This is a genomic window from Brucella pituitosa, assembly GCF_003049685.1.
Classification (GTDB): Bacteria; Pseudomonadota; Alphaproteobacteria; order Rhizobiales; family Rhizobiaceae; genus Brucella; species Brucella pituitosa.
The window spans coordinates 1,364,790-1,381,597 of sequence record NZ_PYSY02000002.1; the positions used below are offsets into that span (position 1 = coordinate 1,364,790).

A 16,808-nucleotide genomic window follows, 5' to 3' on the forward strand; every position below is an offset into this window, starting at 1 on the left:
CTTTTTCATTGAGATACTCTTAATTTAACCCACGTTTTTCAATCATCGCGTCGGGCGTCGGCATCTTGCCGCGGAAGGCTTTGTAAAGCTCTTCCGGATCGCGGCTGCCTCCGGCAGAATAGATATATTGTTTGAGCTTTGCCGCGAGTTCCGGGTTGAAGGCATCGCCGGTTTCTTCAAATGCCGAGAATGCATCGGCATCCAGCACTTCCGACCACATGTAGGAATAGTAGCCGGCTGAGTAGCCGTCACCGGAGAAGACATGGGTGAAGTGTGGTGTGCGATGACGCATGATGATCGCGTCAGGCATCGACAATTTTTTCAGCGTTGCAGCCTCAAAAGCCAATGGGTCCGCAATCTTTTCCTTGCCCGTATGAAATGCCATATCGACAAGTGCTGACGAGGTGAATTCGACCGTGTTGAACCCTGCATTGAACGAGCGGGCCGCGAGCACCTTGTCGAGCAGCGCCTTTGGCATCGCTTCGCCCGTGCGATAATGCACGGCATACTTTTCCAAAACGGCTGGCACGGTCAGCCAATGCTCATAGAGCTGCGATGGCAGTTCGACAAAGTCGCGCGAAACGGCGGTGCCGGAAACTGCTGGCCAGGTCACATCCGACAGAAGCCCATGCAGCGCATGGCCGAACTCATGGAACAATGTGCGCGCGTCGTCCAGCGAAAGCAGCGCTGGTTCACCGGCCTTGGGTTTTGCAAAATTCATCACATTGTAGATGATCGGCTTTTGCCCGGCATCGAGCTTATGGCTTGATTGCAATGCGCTCATCCATGCACCGGAGCGCTTGGAGGTGCGGGCGAAATAGTCGCCGAGGAAAAGACCGCGTTCGCTGCCATCGGCATTCAGGACATGAAACACCCTTACGTCCGGATGCCATGTGGTGATGCCTTTCTTCTCCTCGAAACGGATGCCGAAAAGACGGGTCGCCACATCGAAGCTTGCTTCAATGATTTTTTCGAGCTGCAGATATGGCTTCAATTCCGCCTCATCGAACGCGAAACGTTCAGCACGAAGCTTTTCCGCATAAAAGCGCCAGTCCCACGGCGCAACCTTGTGGTTTCCACCATTGGCTACAATCAGCCGTTCAAGTTCGGTTTCTTCTTCATGCGCTTTGGCGCGGGCCTTGTCCCAGACAGGCTCGAGCAGATCCATAACGGCTTTCGGCGTTTTGGCCATGGTGTCGTCGAGCTTGTAGGCGGCAAAGTTGGCGTAACCGAGCAAGTGTGCCTTGCGCTCACGCAGTTCCACCATTTCGCGCACAATCTCGCGATTGTCGGTCTCGCCGCCATTTTCGCCGCGCTTGCCCCATGCGTTAAAGGCCTGTTCGCGCAATTCGCGGTTTTCCGAGAAGGAAAGGAACGGTTCGACAATCGAACGTGACAGCGTAACCGCCCATGCGTCGGGCTGACCGCGCTCTGCTGCCGCACTTTGCATGGCGTTTTTGAGGAAATCTGGAAGGCCTGCGAGATCAGCTTCATCCGTGATGAAAAGCGCCCAACTTGATTCATCCTTCAGCACGTTCTGGCCGAAGCGCGCACCAAGCCCGGCAAGCTTTTCATTGATGCCCGCCAGTTCCTTCTTGCCAGCTTCATCAAGCCTGGCACCGGAACGAACAAACCCTTTCCAGGTTTTTTCCAGCACGCGCTTGGTTTCGATATCCAGATCAAGATGGTCGCGATTTTCATAAAGCGCATCGATGCGCGCAAACAATTTAGGGTCCATCATGATGCGGGAGTAGTGCCGCGACATTTTTGGAGCGATCTCGCGCTCCAGCGCCTGGATATCATCATTGCTGTGCGCGCCAGCGCGCATCCAGAAAACCGAAGATACGCGGTCGAGGGATTTGCCAGTTAGCTGCAAAGCCTTGAGCGTATTTTCAATAGTTGGCTCAGTGGTTTCATTGGCAATGGCTTCCACTTCGGCAAGATCTTCCGCAAGTGCAGCCTCGAATGCGGGTGCGAAATCATCATCCTTGAACGCAGCGAAATCCGGCAACCCCAGAGGTCCATTCCATTCGGTCAGTGCGTGATTATAGGTGGGCTTGTCGGACATCATAAAACTCTCGCTCAAATGAATTCGATATTCACCAGACTTAGGAGCTCAATGACAGCGGGGCAAGGGTGTTTCCTAAGCTTTCGGTCTGAATGAGCGTTCTGCGGGTGGGCCTTTGCTTGACCGTGCCCCATGCAGAGAATAGGGATGAAAGACGGCTTGCTCTCATGAAAATGTGGGTACTTAATTTTCCTCAAAGATTAGGCCTTGGGTTGCGGGTTTCCACCGCTGTCTGGCCGAGAGCGATTGTAGCAATCCATGAATGTGGCGCCTGATCATCACACCGCCCAGGATGCAAAGCCAGTGATGAGCGAATTGCGGGTCGGCGTTATTGGTGGTCTTCTGGCCGCACTGGGCCTCATGTCGATGGCGCTCTATACGCCAGCCATGACCGAGATTGTTCATGCCTTTGGCACGACAGAAGCGATGGTGAAGCTCACCATATCGGTCTATCTCGCAGGCTTTTGCTTTTCGCAGCTTATCTGCGGGCCGTTGTCGGACGGCTTCGGGCGAAGGCCCATCACGATCGCCTTCATGGTGATTTACCTTGCTGCCAGCATCCTCGCTCTATTCGCAACGACCATCGATATGCTGTTGGTGGCACGGTTTCTGCAAGGCGTGGGAGCGGCTGTAGGGGTTACGATTTCACGCGCAATCGTGCGTGATCTTTTCACCCATGAGGCATCGGCCCGTGTGATGAACCTCATAGGCATTGTCATTGCAGTGGGACCGGCTGTGGCGCCGACATTGGGTGGTCTCACCATGGAGCTCTTCGGCTGGCAGGCAATTTTCATCGTAATGGTCTGCCTGGGCATTCTGGTCGTCCTGATGGCGATCTTCATCATCAAGGAAACGGTCACTCGTGATCTTAGCCGGATTCGACCGAATGAACTGCTGCGCTCTTACCGCACACTGCTGACCAGCCGCCAATTCATTTACGCTAGCCTTGGGGTCGGCGGTACGACTGGCGGGTTATACACGGCGGCGACCATTCTGCCCTTCATCCTGATGGGACGCGTGGGGATGACGGCCACACAATTTGGCATGGGACTGCTTCTGCAAACGAGCTGTTATTTTGCGGGCAGTCTGTTGTTTCGGCGGTTGATGCAGGCCTATCGTCCCCGACAGCTGGCCGCGGCCGGATATGTCGCCATGGTCATTGCCAGTATTCTTATCGCAACGCTGCTGCGCATTTTCGAGCCATTCTATTTGCTCGTGATGTTGCCGATGGCGCTCTTTGCTTTCGGCGTTGCTCTGGTGATGCCTGTGATGACGTCAGCGGGCATGGCGCCGTTTCCCAAAATGGCGGGTGCTGCATCCGCAATGATGGGTTTCTTTCAAATGGGAGGCGGGCTTGCCGGCGGTGCAATCGCGGCTCTTATGGGTGATCCGGTCATTGCTTTTGCAACGCTGATTCCGGCTCTTGGCTTCATTGCCGCGATTGCTTTTCTGCTGTGGTTGCGTTTGCAGCAGACAAGTTAAAACCAAATATGAAAAAGCTTTCATCATCGTTCGCCGGGGCTTGACTTTGATTGCCGCCGGGCGCACATGACCCACGCAGCCGCATTTTCTTTGGCTGCATTTCAACCGGAGTCTTATTCTCTTATGCCAAGCGACAGTCACAGTCGATTGTTTCAGCCGTCAAGGCAGTTCGTGATCTGATCGCTTGAGGTCAGCTTGCACGGTCTGTCTTCGACGGCGGATCGACAGAAAGGCAAGCCCATGACCGGCCTTAAGCCCGACAACAACTTCGTCTCTGAAGTGCTCAATGTTGCCGACCTCCCTGCTGCAGCAATTGCCAGCCGCCTCGCCGATATTCGTACGGGCGATGCGGTCGAAATCGTCAATGAACTGGATGCCGATGATGCAATCCCAGTCATCGCTCAGCTCTCCCACGAAGACGCTATCCGCCTGCTTGATCAGCCGGAGCTGGAACGTGCGACCGAAATTTTGGCAACGCTTCCGCCAAATACCGCCAGCCTGTTGCTCGATGGTATGTCCGCCGACCGTGCAACCGACGTCTTTCAGGAACTGGAAGATGCCGATCGTGCACGTCTGTTTCCCATTCTTGCGCCTGAAACCAAGGCCGCGCTGAAGAAGCTCATGGGCTATCCGCCGAACACGGCTGGTAGCTTGATGACCATCGAATTCATCACTGTGCCTTCCAATTGGAATGTCGGGCAGACGCTCGACCATATCCGCAAGGTCGAGCGCACGCGTGAGACTGTTTACGCAATCTATGTGGTTGATCCACAAAGCCGCGTTTTGCTGGGTGTTGTCAGTTTGCGCCGTCTGATCATTCGTGAGCTGGACGAGCCGATCCTGTCTCTTGCTCGTGATGATGATCCGATCACGATCTCGCCACATGCGGATCGCGAGGATGTCGCGCGTCTGTTCCGTAAGCACGACTTGTTGGCCGTTCCTGTCGTTGATGACAGCCGCCACATCATCGGCATTGTAACTGTCGATGATGTGCTGGATGCCATGACAGAAGAAGCCAGTGAAGACGCTTATCGCTTCGGTGGTATGGAGGCGCTTGACAAACCTTATATGCGTATCGGCTTTGGCGAGATGCTCAAGAAGCGTGCGGGCTGGCTCGGCATCCTGTTTCTGGGTGAAATGCTGACGGCAAGTGCCATGCAGCATTTTGAACTGGAATTGGAAAAAGCGCTCGTGCTGACGCTGTTCATTCCGCTCATCATGTCTTCGGGCGGCAATTCCGGCTCACAGGCAACGTCACTGATCATCCGCGCGCTTGCACTTCAGGAAGTCAGGCTTAAAGACTGGTGGCGGGTCGCGATCCGCGAAGTGCCGACCGGTCTGGCACTGGGCAGCTTTCTGGGCTTGATCGGTATGGTGCGTATCGCGCTGTGGCAGAAGCTCGGTATTTACGATTACGGCGAGCACTGGATTCTGGTGGCCGCAACAGTCGGCATGGCGCTGGTCTGTATTGTGACATTCGGCTCGGTAACGGGTTCGATGCTGCCATTCATTCTCAAACGACTTGGGTTTGATCCAGCCAGTGCATCAGCACCTTTTGTTGCCACTTTGGTCGACGTGACGGGCCTTGTGATCTACTTCAGTGTTGCGCTGGTAATTTTGTCTGGAACGCTTTTATAGGCCTGGCCGACAAAAAACTGTCAGAATGGCAGTGTAAAAAAGCAAATAAATCCGGCCTTTTCGGGTTAATTGAGGGGCAGTTTCGCGCTGCCCCTTTCTAAAACGCAAAAAAACCTGTAAGAGCGCCCCATTGATTTTCCGTGCATCCATCTTGGCGCGGCTCCCAACTCATATAGAAGTGATCTCCATATGGAATTGCGTAATATCGCTATTATCGCACACGTCGATCATGGCAAAACCACACTGGTCGACGAACTGCTGAAGCAGTCCGGCTCTTTCCGTGACAATCAGCGCGTTGCAGAACGCATGATGGACTCCAACGATATCGAGCGCGAGCGCGGCATCACCATTCTCGCCAAGGCAACTTCGGTTGTCTGGAAGAACACCCGCATCAACATCGTCGATACGCCAGGCCACGCCGACTTCGGCGGTGAAGTTGAGCGTATTCTTTCGATGGTGGACGGTGCTATCGTTCTCGTTGACGCCGCTGAAGGCCCAATGCCACAGACGAAGTTCGTCGTTGGCAAGGCGCTCAAGGTTGGCCTGAAGCCAATCGTCGCGATCAACAAGATCGACCGTCCGGATGGCCGTCATGAAGAAGTCATCAACGAAGTCTTCGACCTCTTCGCCAATCTCGATGCCACCGACGAACAGCTCGACTTCCCGGTTCTTTACGGTTCGGGCCGTAACGGCTGGATGGCGCTGAACCCGGAAGGTCCGCAGGACGAAGGTCTGGCTCCGCTGTTCGATCTGGTTCTCAAGCACGTTCCGCAGCCTAAGGTTGCTGAAGGTCCGTTCAGCATGATCGGTACGATCCTTGAAGCCGATCCATTCCTTGGCCGCATCATCACTGGTCGTATTCATTCGGGCTCGATCAAGTCGAACCAGGCCGTCAAGGTTCTTGGTCAGGACGGTTCGCTTCTGGAAACTGGTCGTATTTCGAAGATCCTTGCGTTCCGCGGTATTGAGCGCCAGGCAATCGATGAAGCCCATGCAGGCGACATCGTTGCGATTGCTGGTCTTTCCAAGGGTACGGTTGCTGACACATTCTGCGATCCTACGGTAAGTGTGCCGCTTGAAGCACAGCCAATCGATCCGCCAACAGTGACCATGTCCTTCATCGTCAATGACAGCCCATATGCTGGCACCGAAGGCGACAAGGTAACGAGCCGCGTTATCCGCGACCGTCTGATGAAAGAAGCTGAGGGCAATGTTGCGCTCAAGATCGAAGAATCAAGCGAGAAGGATTCCTTCTTCGTTTCCGGCCGCGGTGAATTGCAGCTTGCTGTTCTGATCGAAAACATGCGCCGTGAAGGCTTCGAGCTTGGCGTTTCGCGTCCGCGCGTCGTCATGAAAGAAGGCGAAAACGGCGAAATGCTCGAGCCGGTCGAAGAAGTCGTCATCGACGTTGATGAAGAATATTCCGGCACCGTTGTTCAGAAGATGTCCGAGCGCAAGGCCGAAATGGTCGAGCTGCGTCCGTCGGGTGGCAATCGCGTACGCATGGTCTTCTACGCACCGACCCGTGGTCTTATCGGCTATCAGTCGGAACTTCTGACCGATACCCGCGGCACGGCGATCATGAACCGTTTGTTCCATGATTATCAGCCATACAAGGGCGAAATCGCTGGCCGTAACAATGGCGTTCTGATTTCCAACGATCAGGGTGAAGCAGTTGCCTACGCTCTCTTCAACCTTGAAGATCGTGGTCCAATGATCATTGACGCTGGCGTCAAGGTTTATCAGGGCATGCTGATCGGCATTCACAGCCGCGATAACGATCTTGAAGTCAACGTATTGAAGGGCAAGAAGCTCACCAACGTTCGCGCCTCGGGCAAGGACGAAGCCGTTAAGCTGACGCCTCCGATCCGTATGACACTGGAACGCGCTCTGTCGTGGATTCAGGACGACGAACTGGTTGAAGTGACGCCAAAGTCGATCCGCCTGCGCAAGCTCTATCTTGATCCAAATGAACGCAAGCGCTTTGAAAAGAGCGGCAAGTCGAGCGTTGCTTGATCTGCTTGATTTACAGAAGAACGGCGCCTTCGGGCGCCGTTTTTGTTTCAAATTTTATGTAATGTTGTAATTAGTATAAGTGATAAATGTTTTAGATAATTATAATATAAATATGAAATTCTTATTTTATTTGCCTATTTATGATTTTTGTTGTTCTTTTTGATGGGTAAGGCAAAATATTCCCCCATTTATAGGAATTACGACCCATGTGTTTAGCCTGCAATCCCGGACTGATGACTGTATTTAAGCACACGACTTCACGACGCGACTTCCTTAAATACATGGGCGGTGCCGCCGCCGCGACCTTTGCCGCAACGGCGGTGGAGCCCGCAATGGCCAAGGGCAACTTGTCGAGTGCCAATGCTCCGGCCGATGTGATCTTCCGTCACGGAACCATTCTCACGCTCAATGCTGAAAGACCGGGGGCCGAAACACCGAACGTCGAGGCAATTGCGGTACGTGGAAACCGCATCCTTGCAGTCGGCACCGCAGAGCATGTCGACAAGTTTCGTGATAAAACCACGCGTATTGTAGAGCTGGATGGCAGAACGCTGATGCCGGGTCTGATCGATCCACATATGCATTCGGTCTTTGTCGTCATGGATGACTGGATCGACGTCAGTCCCATCACCACGCCGACATTCGAGCAGGTCTGGAACATGTTGCGCAATGGCGTCAGCAAGGCCGGTGAAGGCGAATGGGTGCGCGCCAAGCAATTCGATCCTAGCATCACCAAGGGGGCTCATATCCCGACCTTGGCAGAGCTGGATGAGCTGGCACCGAACAATCCATTTTTCATGATGGAGAGCAACGGCCACATCGCTTATGCCAATAGCAAGGCCTTTGCGCTGATAGGCATCACCGATACGACGCCGAACCCTCCTGAGGCGCGTTACGTCAAAACACCCAACGGTCAATTGAGCGGTCGTCTTGAAGAGCCGCCTGCGTTCAATGCATTTATCGAGAAAATGCCCCTGCCTACGGCGGCTGACGTCTCGACCAGTATCCGGCGTATGCTCGATAAGGCTGCGTCGGTTGGCTGCACATCGCTGCATGACTGCGGTGTAGGAATGATGGCACCGGCGGAACATCTGGCACTGCTGGATCAGGTTATGTCGCAGAACCCGCCGATCCGATATCGCGGCATGCTGGTCTCGACCGCCATGGATCAGTGGGAGAAAATGAACATCAAACCGGGACGTGGCAGCGATCTTTATCGCTATGATGGCATCAAGGCCTGGGCGGACGGTTCCAATCAGGCCCGCACCGGCTATCAGCGTGAAAACTATCTCGGGACAAATGATCGTGGCGCGATGAACTATACGCCTGAACAGTTGACCGCTGCGGTCCGTCGTGCGCATCAGGGCGGCTGGCAGGTCGGTGTTCACGCCAATGGTGACGCGGCAATCGATGCAACGATTGCAGCCTATGAAACGGTGTTGAAGGAAATGCCGCGTGATGATCATCGCCATCGCATTGAGCATTGCAGCGTCTTCCATCAGGATCAGATGCAAAAGGCAAAAGAGCTCGGGCTGCAACCCTCCTTTCTCATCGGACATGTGCGCTGGTGGGGCAAGGCCTTTCGTGACGAAATTCTTGGACCTGATCGTGCGAAATTCTACGACCCATGTGCAACGGCGCTGGCTGAAGGCCTGCGTATTTCATTTCACTCTGACTGGAATGTGACGCCGATTGAACCGCTGCGCTATGTCGAGGATGCTGTCGCACGTGTCATGAATGACGGGGGCGACGTGTTCTTTCCTGATGAGCGTATCCCTGTGGAGCAGGCGCTGCGCGCCGTAACCATTGATGCGGCCTATCATTGCAGGATGGATGATATTGTCGGAAGTCTCGAAGAAGGCAAATGCGCTGATTTCGCGATTCTCGAAGAAGACCCGACGAAGGTTGAGCCGACGAAGATCAGCAAGATCAAGGTCAGTGAAACCTGGATGGATGGCCAGAAGCGCTATAGCGCCTGATTATAATAAAAAAGCGGCGGCAAACATGCCGCCGCTTTTTTTGCTCATCGCTCGCCGCGACGATAAGGCTGCATCAGCGCCTGCGGAACACGTGCGCGGCGCGCCATGACGATGAGCGCCACAATCGACATGATGTAAGGGATCATCAGGAAGAGCTGGTAAGGCACGACCTTGCCATAGACCGTCTGCAGGCGCAGCTGGAACGCGTCAAAGAGAGCGAAGAGCAATGCACCCAGAAGCGCGCGGGCAGGCTTCCACGAGGCAAATACGACGAGTGCAATGCATACCCAGCCGCGTCCCTGCATCATGGTGGGGAAGAACGAGTTGAAGGCGGAGAGTGTCAGAAAGGAACCGCCGACAGCCATAAGCGCGCTGCCGAACATGATCGTGAAGATACGAACGCGGATCGGGTTGATGCCTTGCGCTTCGGCAGCATGTGGGTTTTCGCCAGTCATGCGGATGGCAAGGCCGAGGGGCGTGCGGAAAAGCACGTAACCGAGCAGGAGTGCCAGTGGAATGGCGATCCATGTGAGGGCTGTCTGTGTTCCGAGGACCTGTCCGATAAAAGGAATATCCGCAAGCCAGGACGGATTGATGGGCTGGAATGGTGTGACGGTGGGCGGCGTCGATGAAAGCGGCACCAGAAGACGGAACAGGAAATAGCTGAGGCTCGACGCAAACAGCGTTATGCCCAAGCCCACCACATGTTGCGACAAGCCCAACGGCACGGTGAGGGCTGCATGAAGCAGGCCGAACAGCGCGCCTGACGCAGCGGCTGCGAGCACGCCCACCCAGAGATCCGCACCATTATAAACCGTCAGCCAGCCGATCATCGCACCAAAGGTCATAATGCCTTCGATGCCGAGATTGAGCACGCCCGCACGTTCGCAATAAAGCGCGCCGAGTGTGCCGAAGATCAGTGGCGTGGCAATGCGAAGAACCGAGACCCAGAGGCCAGCGGAGAGCAGGATATCCATCAACTCGTTCATCGGGCGATCCTGTATTGTGTGAAGAACAGAGCAACCAGCATGGTCAGAAGTGACAGAGCCACGGTAACATCGGCAATGAAGCTTGGAATGCCGATGGCGCGGCTCATGCCGTCAGCCCCAACAAACATTGCGGCAGCAAAAAGTGCGGAGAAGATTGCTCCGATTGGGTTCAGATTGGCCAGCATGGCAACGATAATGCCGGAATAGCCGAAGCCCGGTGAGAGATCGGTCGTGACGTAACCTTTAACGCCCATGACCTGTATCGCGCCTGCAAGGCCTGCAAGGCCACCGGAAATACATGCGACTTTCACCAGCGTCTTGCCAAGCGGAACGCCTGCAAAGCGCGCGGCTTGCGGATTTAGGCCTGCGGCCTTGGTTTCGAGGCCGAACACGGTGCGCTTCTGCACATAGGCAATGATCAGAGCGAGGGCGATGGCGATCACGATGCCAATATGGAGGCGCATGCCGGACATGATTTTCGGCAGAACGGCGGCATCCGGTACAGGTTCCGATTGGGGCCAACCGAAAGCGAGCGGGTCTTTCATCGGGCCTTCGATCATCATCGAGACGAACAGCACGGCAACGAAATTGAGAAGCAGCGTGGTCACGACTTCATCAACACCGAAGCGCAGGCGAAGACCGAGTGGAATGAGCAGGAAAATCATGCCAGCAATCGCGCCAACGATCAGCAGAAGCGGAATGAGCAGCGGGGCAGGAAGCGCCAATTGTGTGCCAAGTGCTACAACTGCCAGCGCCCCCATATAGAACTGGCCTTCTGCGCCGATATTCCACAGCTTGGACCGAAAAGCGACAGCCGCAGCAAGTCCGGTCAGCATCAAGGGTGTTGCACGTGTCAGTGTTTCGGTGATTGAAAGCTTCGTGCCGAAGGCTCCAATCGCAATCTGGCGAAAGGATTCAAAGACCGGTGCGCCAGCGCTTGCAATCAACAGGCCAGCAAGCACAAAGGCAGCAAGAACGGCGATCACCGGAGCGGTTGCTACCAGTGCCATGGGCCGTGTTTCGCGTCGTTCAATACGCATCAGTTCAGCCCCTTTGTGGAATTAGTCTGCCACTCGCCAGCCATCATCAGGCCCAGTCTTTGCGCGTTGGCCTCGCTTGCATCAATTGGTGGTGACAGCCTGCCCTTGACGATGGCCTGCACGCGGTCGGCAAGGCCGATGATTTCATCCAGGTCTTCCGAGATTAGCAGCACGGCGGCCCCCTTGGCGCGCGCCTCCAGAATGCGGGCATGGACGGCCGCAACCGCACCTTCGTCGAGGCCGCGTGTCGGCTGTGCCGCAATCAGGATACGAGGGGCAGTTTCAAGATTGCGACCCAGAATAAGCTTCTGCATGTTGCCGCCGGATAGCAGGCGAATGCGGCTGTCGGGCGTCCCGCCACGCACATCGAAATCCTTGATGATGCGGTCGGTGAACTCACGCGCAGCTGTGCGGTTGACCAGAAGACCATTGGAGAATTGCGGATCGCGCACGCGTTCAAGCACAGCATTTTCCCAGAGTGTCAGATCGCCGATTGCCCCTTCGGCATTGCGATCCTCTGGAATGCGGCCGACACCTTCCGCAACAAACTGGCGTGGATCGAATTTGGTGATGGCCTGTCCGAACATCACAAGCGATCCCTTGGCAGGCTGGCTGAGGCCGGAAACGAGACGCCCGAGCGCTGCCTGCCCATTGCCCGAAACACCGATGATACCTAACGTTTCGCCAGCGCGGAGGTGAAAGTTGAGATCGCTAAGGCGGGTCGCGCCATCCTCAACCACGGACACATTCTTTGCTTCCAGCAAGGTTTCGCCGGGCGTAGCTGCTGCACGCGAAGGGCGCGAAACACGACGGCCAACCATCAGTTCGGCGAGTTCCTCCTTCGAGGTTTCGGAAGCCTTGCGCTCCGCCACAACTTTGCCGCCGCGCAGGACAACAACGCGGTCGGCGGCAGACATAACCTCATGCAGTTTGTGTGAAATGAAAATGAGCGACAAGCCCTGACGCGCCATCTCTTTCAGTGTCGCAAAGAGGTTTTCGGCTTCCTGTGTCGTCAGAACGGCAGTCGGCTCGTCGAGGATCAGAATATCGGCGTCGTTATAGAGCGCTTTGAGAATTTCCACGCGCTGCTGCTCGCCAACAGACAGATCACCAAGCCGCGCATCGGGATCGACCTGCAAGCCAAAGCGCTTGGCGATTTCCGCAATCTTGCTGCGGGCAGCACTGTGCGCTGATTTGAGCTTCCAGAGGCTTTCTGTGCCGGTGGTGATGTTTTCAAGCACGGTGAGATTGGGCGCGAGCGTGAAATGCTGGTGCACCATGCCCACGCCTGCGTCAATTGCGGCGCGGGGCTTGCCCTGCGGGATTTCCTCGCCCTTGACGAAAACGCGGCCTTCGTCGGGCACATAATGGCCGAAGAGGATATTCATCAGCGTGGTTTTGCCAGCGCCATTCTCGCCTAAGAAAGCGAGGATTTCACCGCGCTCAAGCTTTAACGAAATATCGTCATTAGCGGTCAGTGCGCCAAAGCGCTTAGTTATGTTTTGCAGTTCAAGAACTGTCGTTGTCATGTGTTCAACCCCGCAACGGGAAATCTGTGCTGCCAACGCTGGTCCTCCTCCAGACGCTCGCCAAGGTTCAAGAGAAGATTGTCCGCTCCCATTCGTCCAATCAACTGAATTGCAAGTGGCATACCATTTGCGTCCTCGCCAAAAGGCATGGAAAGCGCCGGGAAACCGGAAATATTGGCCAGGGCCGCATAAGGCGCAAATTCATTCATCTTATGCCAATGTGCGTCCACATCGTCGTGATCCATCGCGTAAGAGCCGATTGGCTGTGGAGCGCTTGCGAGCATCGGCGTAATCAGTACATCGACATCATGGAAAATCTGCCAGAGCTGATAGGCGGTCATCACGCCGCCATTCATGGCGTCATAAAGCTCGATAGCGCCGAGCTTGCGCCCACGCGAGGCGACAGCTTGTGTCAGTCTTTCGAGTTTTGCTTCATCCATCGAAAAAGCATCAATTGCCGATGCGAGATTGGCTGAGATGATCCGATCAAAGGCTGTAGCGCTGGCGTCGACGAGTGGTGAAAGCACGTCCGTATCGATGGCGCGGATCGTGTGGCCCTGTGCTTCCAGAAAGTGCGCGGCGTCAGCAACCACTCGTTTGCGTTCAGCCGTCACCGGATATTTACCGAGATCGCCCGAAATAATGCCGATGCGCAATTTTTCGGGCACTGTGTCTGATGCAAGTGCTACGTCGGGAAGGAAGCTTTCGATCTTGCCAGCGACAAGTGGGAACAAAGTTTTTGCATCGCGGATTGAACGGCAAAGTGCAAATTCGCTTGCAATGCCTGCAAGATAATTGCCGAAATGCGGACCGGCTGGCATGGCGCCACGGCTTGGCTTCAAACCAATAAGTCCGCATGTGGCCGCTGGAACGCGGATCGAGCCACCAGCATCTGTGGCGTGTGCTATCGAAACGATGCCTGCTGCAACAGCTGCTGCAGCGCCGCCAGATGAACCGGCAGGGGACAGCCTCTCATCGAAGGGATGTCGCGCGACGGGGCCGTCGAGAGGTTCACTGGCAAGCGCCATGCCGAACTCCGGCACGGTTGTCGTTCCAAAGAAATTAAGACCTGCTTTGCGCAGTCGCGCGGCCAGTTCTGAATCAAGTTCGAGCGGCGCATCGGCACAGGCGCGTGAGCCAAGGCGGATTGGCAGGCCAGCGCAAGGTCCGCCCAGATCTTTGAACAGCGATGGCACACCAGCAAAAGGTGCTTTGTCCGGATTGGTATCGACGGCAGTCGCATTGCTGCGCCCAAGTTCCGTGTCGAGATATGCAATGGCGCCCAGAGGGCGCCATTTTTCTGCGGCTTCAACGGCAGCATCCATAGCCTCTCGTGCGGTCAAAACGCCCTTCGCGATCGCGTTTGCGAGCGCGGTTGCATCCTGTTGCTTCATATCGAGTGCCACTTCTGCTGCCGTGAATGTTTATTACTTAGGCTCAGCCGGATTTGGCTCGATCTTGAAAGTGCCCGCCTTGATCTCGGCGCGGCGCGCTTCCATCTTAGCTTCAACCTCTGCAGGCGCTGCGCCCTTGACGTAAACGATGTCGTTACCGCCTTCCTTCATGAGGCTGAATGGCGTGTAATCCTTGCCGGTTGGCGATCCAGCCTTAACATCAGCAATGGCTGCATTGAGGATCGGGCGGAAGTACCACATCGCATTGGCGAAGACAGTGTCTGGATAGCGCGGTGTATAGTCGATCAGCGAGCCGATTGCCTTGATGCCGCGCTCCTTGGCAGCGTCTGCTGTACCAATGCGTTCGCCAAACAGAATGTCTGCGCCAGCATCGATCTGGGCGAGGCCAGCTTCGCGTGCCTTCGGTGGGTCGAAGAACGTGCCGATGAACGATGCATTGAACTTCGCATCCGGGCGGGTTTCTTTCACGCCTTCCTGAAACGCATTGATGAGCATGTTGACTTCAGGGATTGGAATAGCACCGACCGAACCGAAAGTGCCCGACTTGCTCATGCCGCCGGCGAGCATACCTGCAAGGTAGGCTGCTTCAAAATTCCATGTGCCGAAAACGCCGAAATTGTCGCCCTGTTCTTTGCCGGAAGAGCCCATGATGAATGTGGTCTGCGGATAGTCACCTGCAACCTGGCGCGCTTCGCGTTCAACGGCATAAGATTCGCCGACGATCAGCTTGATGCCCTGTTCGGCATATTCGCGCATGGCGCGTGGGTAATCGCTGGCCGAAACGCCTTCCGAGAAGACATATTCGATGACGCCTTCGTCGTGCGCCTGCTTGAGCGCTTCATGAAGACGCGAGTTCCACGCATTTTCGACCGGCGAAGCGTGAATGCCCGCAACCTTGAGCTTCTCGTCAGCCGCAAAAACGCGCGTTGTGATGGCGGTTGCACCGAGAGCCGCAGACATCGCAAGAATGTCGCGGCGGGTAAAGTTCGATGTTTTGATGATTTTGGCCATGGACCCCTCGTGTGTGTTTTCGGCGTGCCGGGATTGCACTGCCGGTTGCTTCGTTTTGTGTGAGCAGAATGTATGAGCAACGGTTCTATCTTTGCTCAATCTGCCTCGAATACAAGCGAATTAGGTCGCGGCCTCAAAAATAGGCACGACTTTTCCAGCCGCGACTGTTCCTGTTCGTTCATCCGGCAATCTGCCGGGTAGGCCGAAACTGCTGATATTGCTAGCCGATTGGCGCGTAATCTGCCCCGTCAACCGATGACGGGCGACCTTCGAGGTTGAGCGCGCTGACGCGTTGTGGGGTCTCAGCGATGATCCTGCCGCGCTTGACGACGGTCAGGCGGTTGGCCTTGAGACGCAGCGCTTCCAGCGGATCGCGTGCCTGAAGCACTACGAAATCAGCGTTACAGCCTTTTTCAAGGCCGTAGCCTTCGAGGCCCAGCGCTTTTGCCGAATTGACGGTCAGGGAATTAAAGACCTGTTTTTTACCTTCAATCGACGTCATCTGCGCAACATGGACAGCCATATGGCCGACTTCCAGCATGTCGCCGGAACCCATCGAGTACCAGGGGTCCATAACGCAGTCGTGGCCAAAAGCAACGTTAACGCCAGCCGCCATCAGTTCCGGCACACGGGTCATGCCACGGCGCTTCGGATAGGTGTCCGCGCGGCCCTGCAATGTGATGTTGATGAGCGGGTTCGGAATGGCGTTCATCTTCGCTTCCGCAATCAGCGGAATGAGCTTCGAGACGTAATAATTGTCCATGGAATGCATGGAGGTGAGGTGCGAACCGGAAACGCGGCCCTGCAAGCCGAAGCGCATTGTCTGCGCGGCCAGCGTTTCGACATGGCGCGACATCGGGTCGTCGCTTTCATCGCAATGGATATCGACCGGCAGGCCGCGTTCAGCGGCAATGCGGCAGAGTTCTTCGAGCGAAGCGGCGCCATCGGCCATTGTGCGCTCGAAATGCGGGATGCCGCCCACGACATCGAGACCCATATCGAGCGAGCGATTGACGAGATCGACCGCGCCCGGCGAACGGTAATAACCGTCCTGCGGGAAGGCCACGAGCTGCAGATCGATATAAGGCTTTACCTTCTCGCGTACTTCGATCATCGCGGTCGCAGTGAGAAGGCGCGGGTCGCTGACATCGACATGGCTGCGGATTGCCAGCAGGCCCTGCGAGACGGCCAGATCGCAATAGCGCAGCGCGCGTTCGACCATGGCTTCAACAGTCAGCATCGGCTTGAGTTCGCCCCAGAGCGCGATACCTTCCAACAATGTGCCCGAGCGATTGAGGCGTGGCAGGCCAAGCGACAGGGTCGCGTCCATATGGAAGTGCGGATCGACGAATGGCGGGGTTACGAGCCGGTCGGTTGCATCGATTTCCTTGGCTGCCTGATGTTCGCCCCTGGAGGGTACGATATCGGCTATCTTGCTGTCCTTAACCAGAATGTCCTGCTTTTCACGTCCGTCGGGAAGATTGGCGTTTCTTACAATCAGATCGAACATCGGCGGACCTTTCATATTATCGGCAGGGGTGAGTGGCAGGCAGGAAGCGCAGCTCATTTTTCAATGCCTTATACCCTAGTTTGTATGTGTGCAATGCTAACGCAGGCATAAGGAGTCGTCATCCGCAACGT

At 55.6% G+C, this 16,808-nt stretch carries 11 protein-coding genes; 4 read left to right on the forward strand and 7 right to left on the reverse strand.

Annotation, left to right across the window (positions count from 1 at the left end; all coding sequences use genetic code 11):
- Nucleotides 1-19: 19 nt before the first annotated feature.
- Nucleotides 20-2,068, reverse strand: a complete 2,049-nt coding sequence (locus tag C9380_RS18735) for a M3 family metallopeptidase (protein WP_128094470.1) — start codon at nucleotides 2,066-2,068, stop codon at nucleotides 20-22.
- A gap of 306 nt (nucleotides 2,069-2,374) precedes the next feature.
- On the opposite strand from C9380_RS18735, the gene C9380_RS18740 reads away from it, so the two are divergent.
- The 4 genes from C9380_RS18740 (at nucleotide 2,375) to C9380_RS18755 (ending at nucleotide 9,183) form a co-directional block, all read left to right on the forward strand.
- The gene (locus tag C9380_RS18740) at nucleotides 2,375-3,550 is read left to right on the forward strand and encodes a multidrug effflux MFS transporter (RefSeq protein WP_235822396.1); all 1,176 of its coding nucleotides are present in this window, start codon (nucleotides 2,375-2,377) and stop codon (nucleotides 3,548-3,550) included.
- Nucleotides 3,551-3,790: 240 nt separating this feature from the next.
- Nucleotides 3,791-5,188 (forward strand): magnesium transporter, encoded by a 1,398-nt coding sequence (mgtE, locus tag C9380_RS18745; protein WP_128094261.1) that lies wholly within the window; start codon nucleotides 3,791-3,793, stop codon nucleotides 5,186-5,188.
- 189 nt (nucleotides 5,189-5,377) lie between these two features.
- Complete coding sequence (gene typA / locus C9380_RS18750) at nucleotides 5,378-7,204, forward strand: translational GTPase TypA (RefSeq protein ID WP_128094262.1); 1,827 nt, start codon at nucleotides 5,378-5,380, stop codon at nucleotides 7,202-7,204.
- Nucleotides 7,205-7,410: 206 nt separating this feature from the next.
- Entirely contained in the window at nucleotides 7,411-9,183 is a 1,773-nt protein-coding gene (locus C9380_RS18755) for an amidohydrolase (protein WP_164844681.1), read from the forward strand.
- Between the two features lie 44 nt (nucleotides 9,184-9,227).
- On the opposite strand, the gene C9380_RS18760 is transcribed toward C9380_RS18755, so the two are convergent.
- From C9380_RS18760 to C9380_RS18785, 6 genes are all read right to left on the reverse strand, one after another.
- Nucleotides 9,228-10,172, reverse strand: coding sequence for an ABC transporter permease (locus C9380_RS18760; protein ID WP_100557673.1), 945 nt, complete (start codon nucleotides 10,170-10,172; stop codon nucleotides 9,228-9,230).
- Nucleotides 10,169-11,212 carry an ABC transporter permease gene (locus C9380_RS18765; RefSeq protein WP_100557674.1) on the reverse strand — a complete coding sequence of 348 codons (1,044 nt, stop codon included), beginning with the start codon at nucleotides 11,210-11,212 and terminating at the stop codon, nucleotides 10,169-10,171. Before C9380_RS18765 ends, C9380_RS18760 begins: the two co-directional genes overlap by 4 nt.
- A complete protein-coding gene (locus C9380_RS18770) occupies nucleotides 11,212-12,741 on the reverse strand; it encodes an ABC transporter ATP-binding protein (RefSeq protein ID WP_128094264.1) in 1,530 nt (509 codons plus the stop codon). Before C9380_RS18770 ends, C9380_RS18765 begins: the two co-directional genes overlap by 1 nt.
- Nucleotides 12,738-14,135: an amidase gene (locus C9380_RS18775; protein ID WP_128094471.1), complete on the reverse strand. Its 1,398-nt coding sequence runs from the start codon at nucleotides 14,133-14,135 to the stop codon at nucleotides 12,738-12,740. Before C9380_RS18775 ends, C9380_RS18770 begins: the two co-directional genes overlap by 4 nt.
- A gap of 33 nt (nucleotides 14,136-14,168) precedes the next feature.
- Nucleotides 14,169-15,158 carry a BMP family protein gene (locus C9380_RS18780; protein ID WP_374844447.1) on the reverse strand — a complete coding sequence of 330 codons (990 nt, stop codon included), beginning with the start codon at nucleotides 15,156-15,158 and terminating at the stop codon, nucleotides 14,169-14,171.
- 229 nt (nucleotides 15,159-15,387) lie between these two features.
- Nucleotides 15,388-16,677 (reverse strand): amidohydrolase family protein, encoded by a 1,290-nt coding sequence (locus tag C9380_RS18785; protein ID WP_128094472.1) that lies wholly within the window; start codon nucleotides 16,675-16,677, stop codon nucleotides 15,388-15,390.
- Nucleotides 16,678-16,808 lie beyond the last annotated feature (131 nt).

Coding starts and splice junctions, on each gene's coding strand:
- C9380_RS18735 (WP_128094470.1), bottom strand. CDS start 2,068: ATGTCCGACAAGCCCACCTATAATCACGCACTGACCGAATGGAATGGA.
- C9380_RS18740 (WP_235822396.1), top strand. CDS start 2,375: ATGAGCGAATTGCGGGTCGGCGTTATTGGTGGTCTTCTGGCCGCACTG.
- mgtE (WP_128094261.1), top strand. CDS start 3,791: ATGACCGGCCTTAAGCCCGACAACAACTTCGTCTCTGAAGTGCTCAAT.
- typA (WP_128094262.1), top strand. CDS start 5,378: ATGGAATTGCGTAATATCGCTATTATCGCACACGTCGATCATGGCAAA.
- C9380_RS18755 (WP_164844681.1), top strand. CDS start 7,411: ATGTGTTTAGCCTGCAATCCCGGACTGATGACTGTATTTAAGCACACG.
- C9380_RS18760 (WP_100557673.1), bottom strand. CDS start 10,172: ATGAACGAGTTGATGGATATCCTGCTCTCCGCTGGCCTCTGGGTCTCG.
- C9380_RS18765 (WP_100557674.1), bottom strand. CDS start 11,212: ATGCGTATTGAACGACGCGAAACACGGCCCATGGCACTGGTAGCAACC.
- C9380_RS18770 (WP_128094264.1), bottom strand. CDS start 12,741: ATGACAACGACAGTTCTTGAACTGCAAAACATAACTAAGCGCTTTGGC.
- C9380_RS18775 (WP_128094471.1), bottom strand. CDS start 14,135: ATGAAGCAACAGGATGCAACCGCGCTCGCAAACGCGATCGCGAAGGGC.
- C9380_RS18785 (WP_128094472.1), bottom strand. CDS start 16,677: ATGTTCGATCTGATTGTAAGAAACGCCAATCTTCCCGACGGACGTGAA.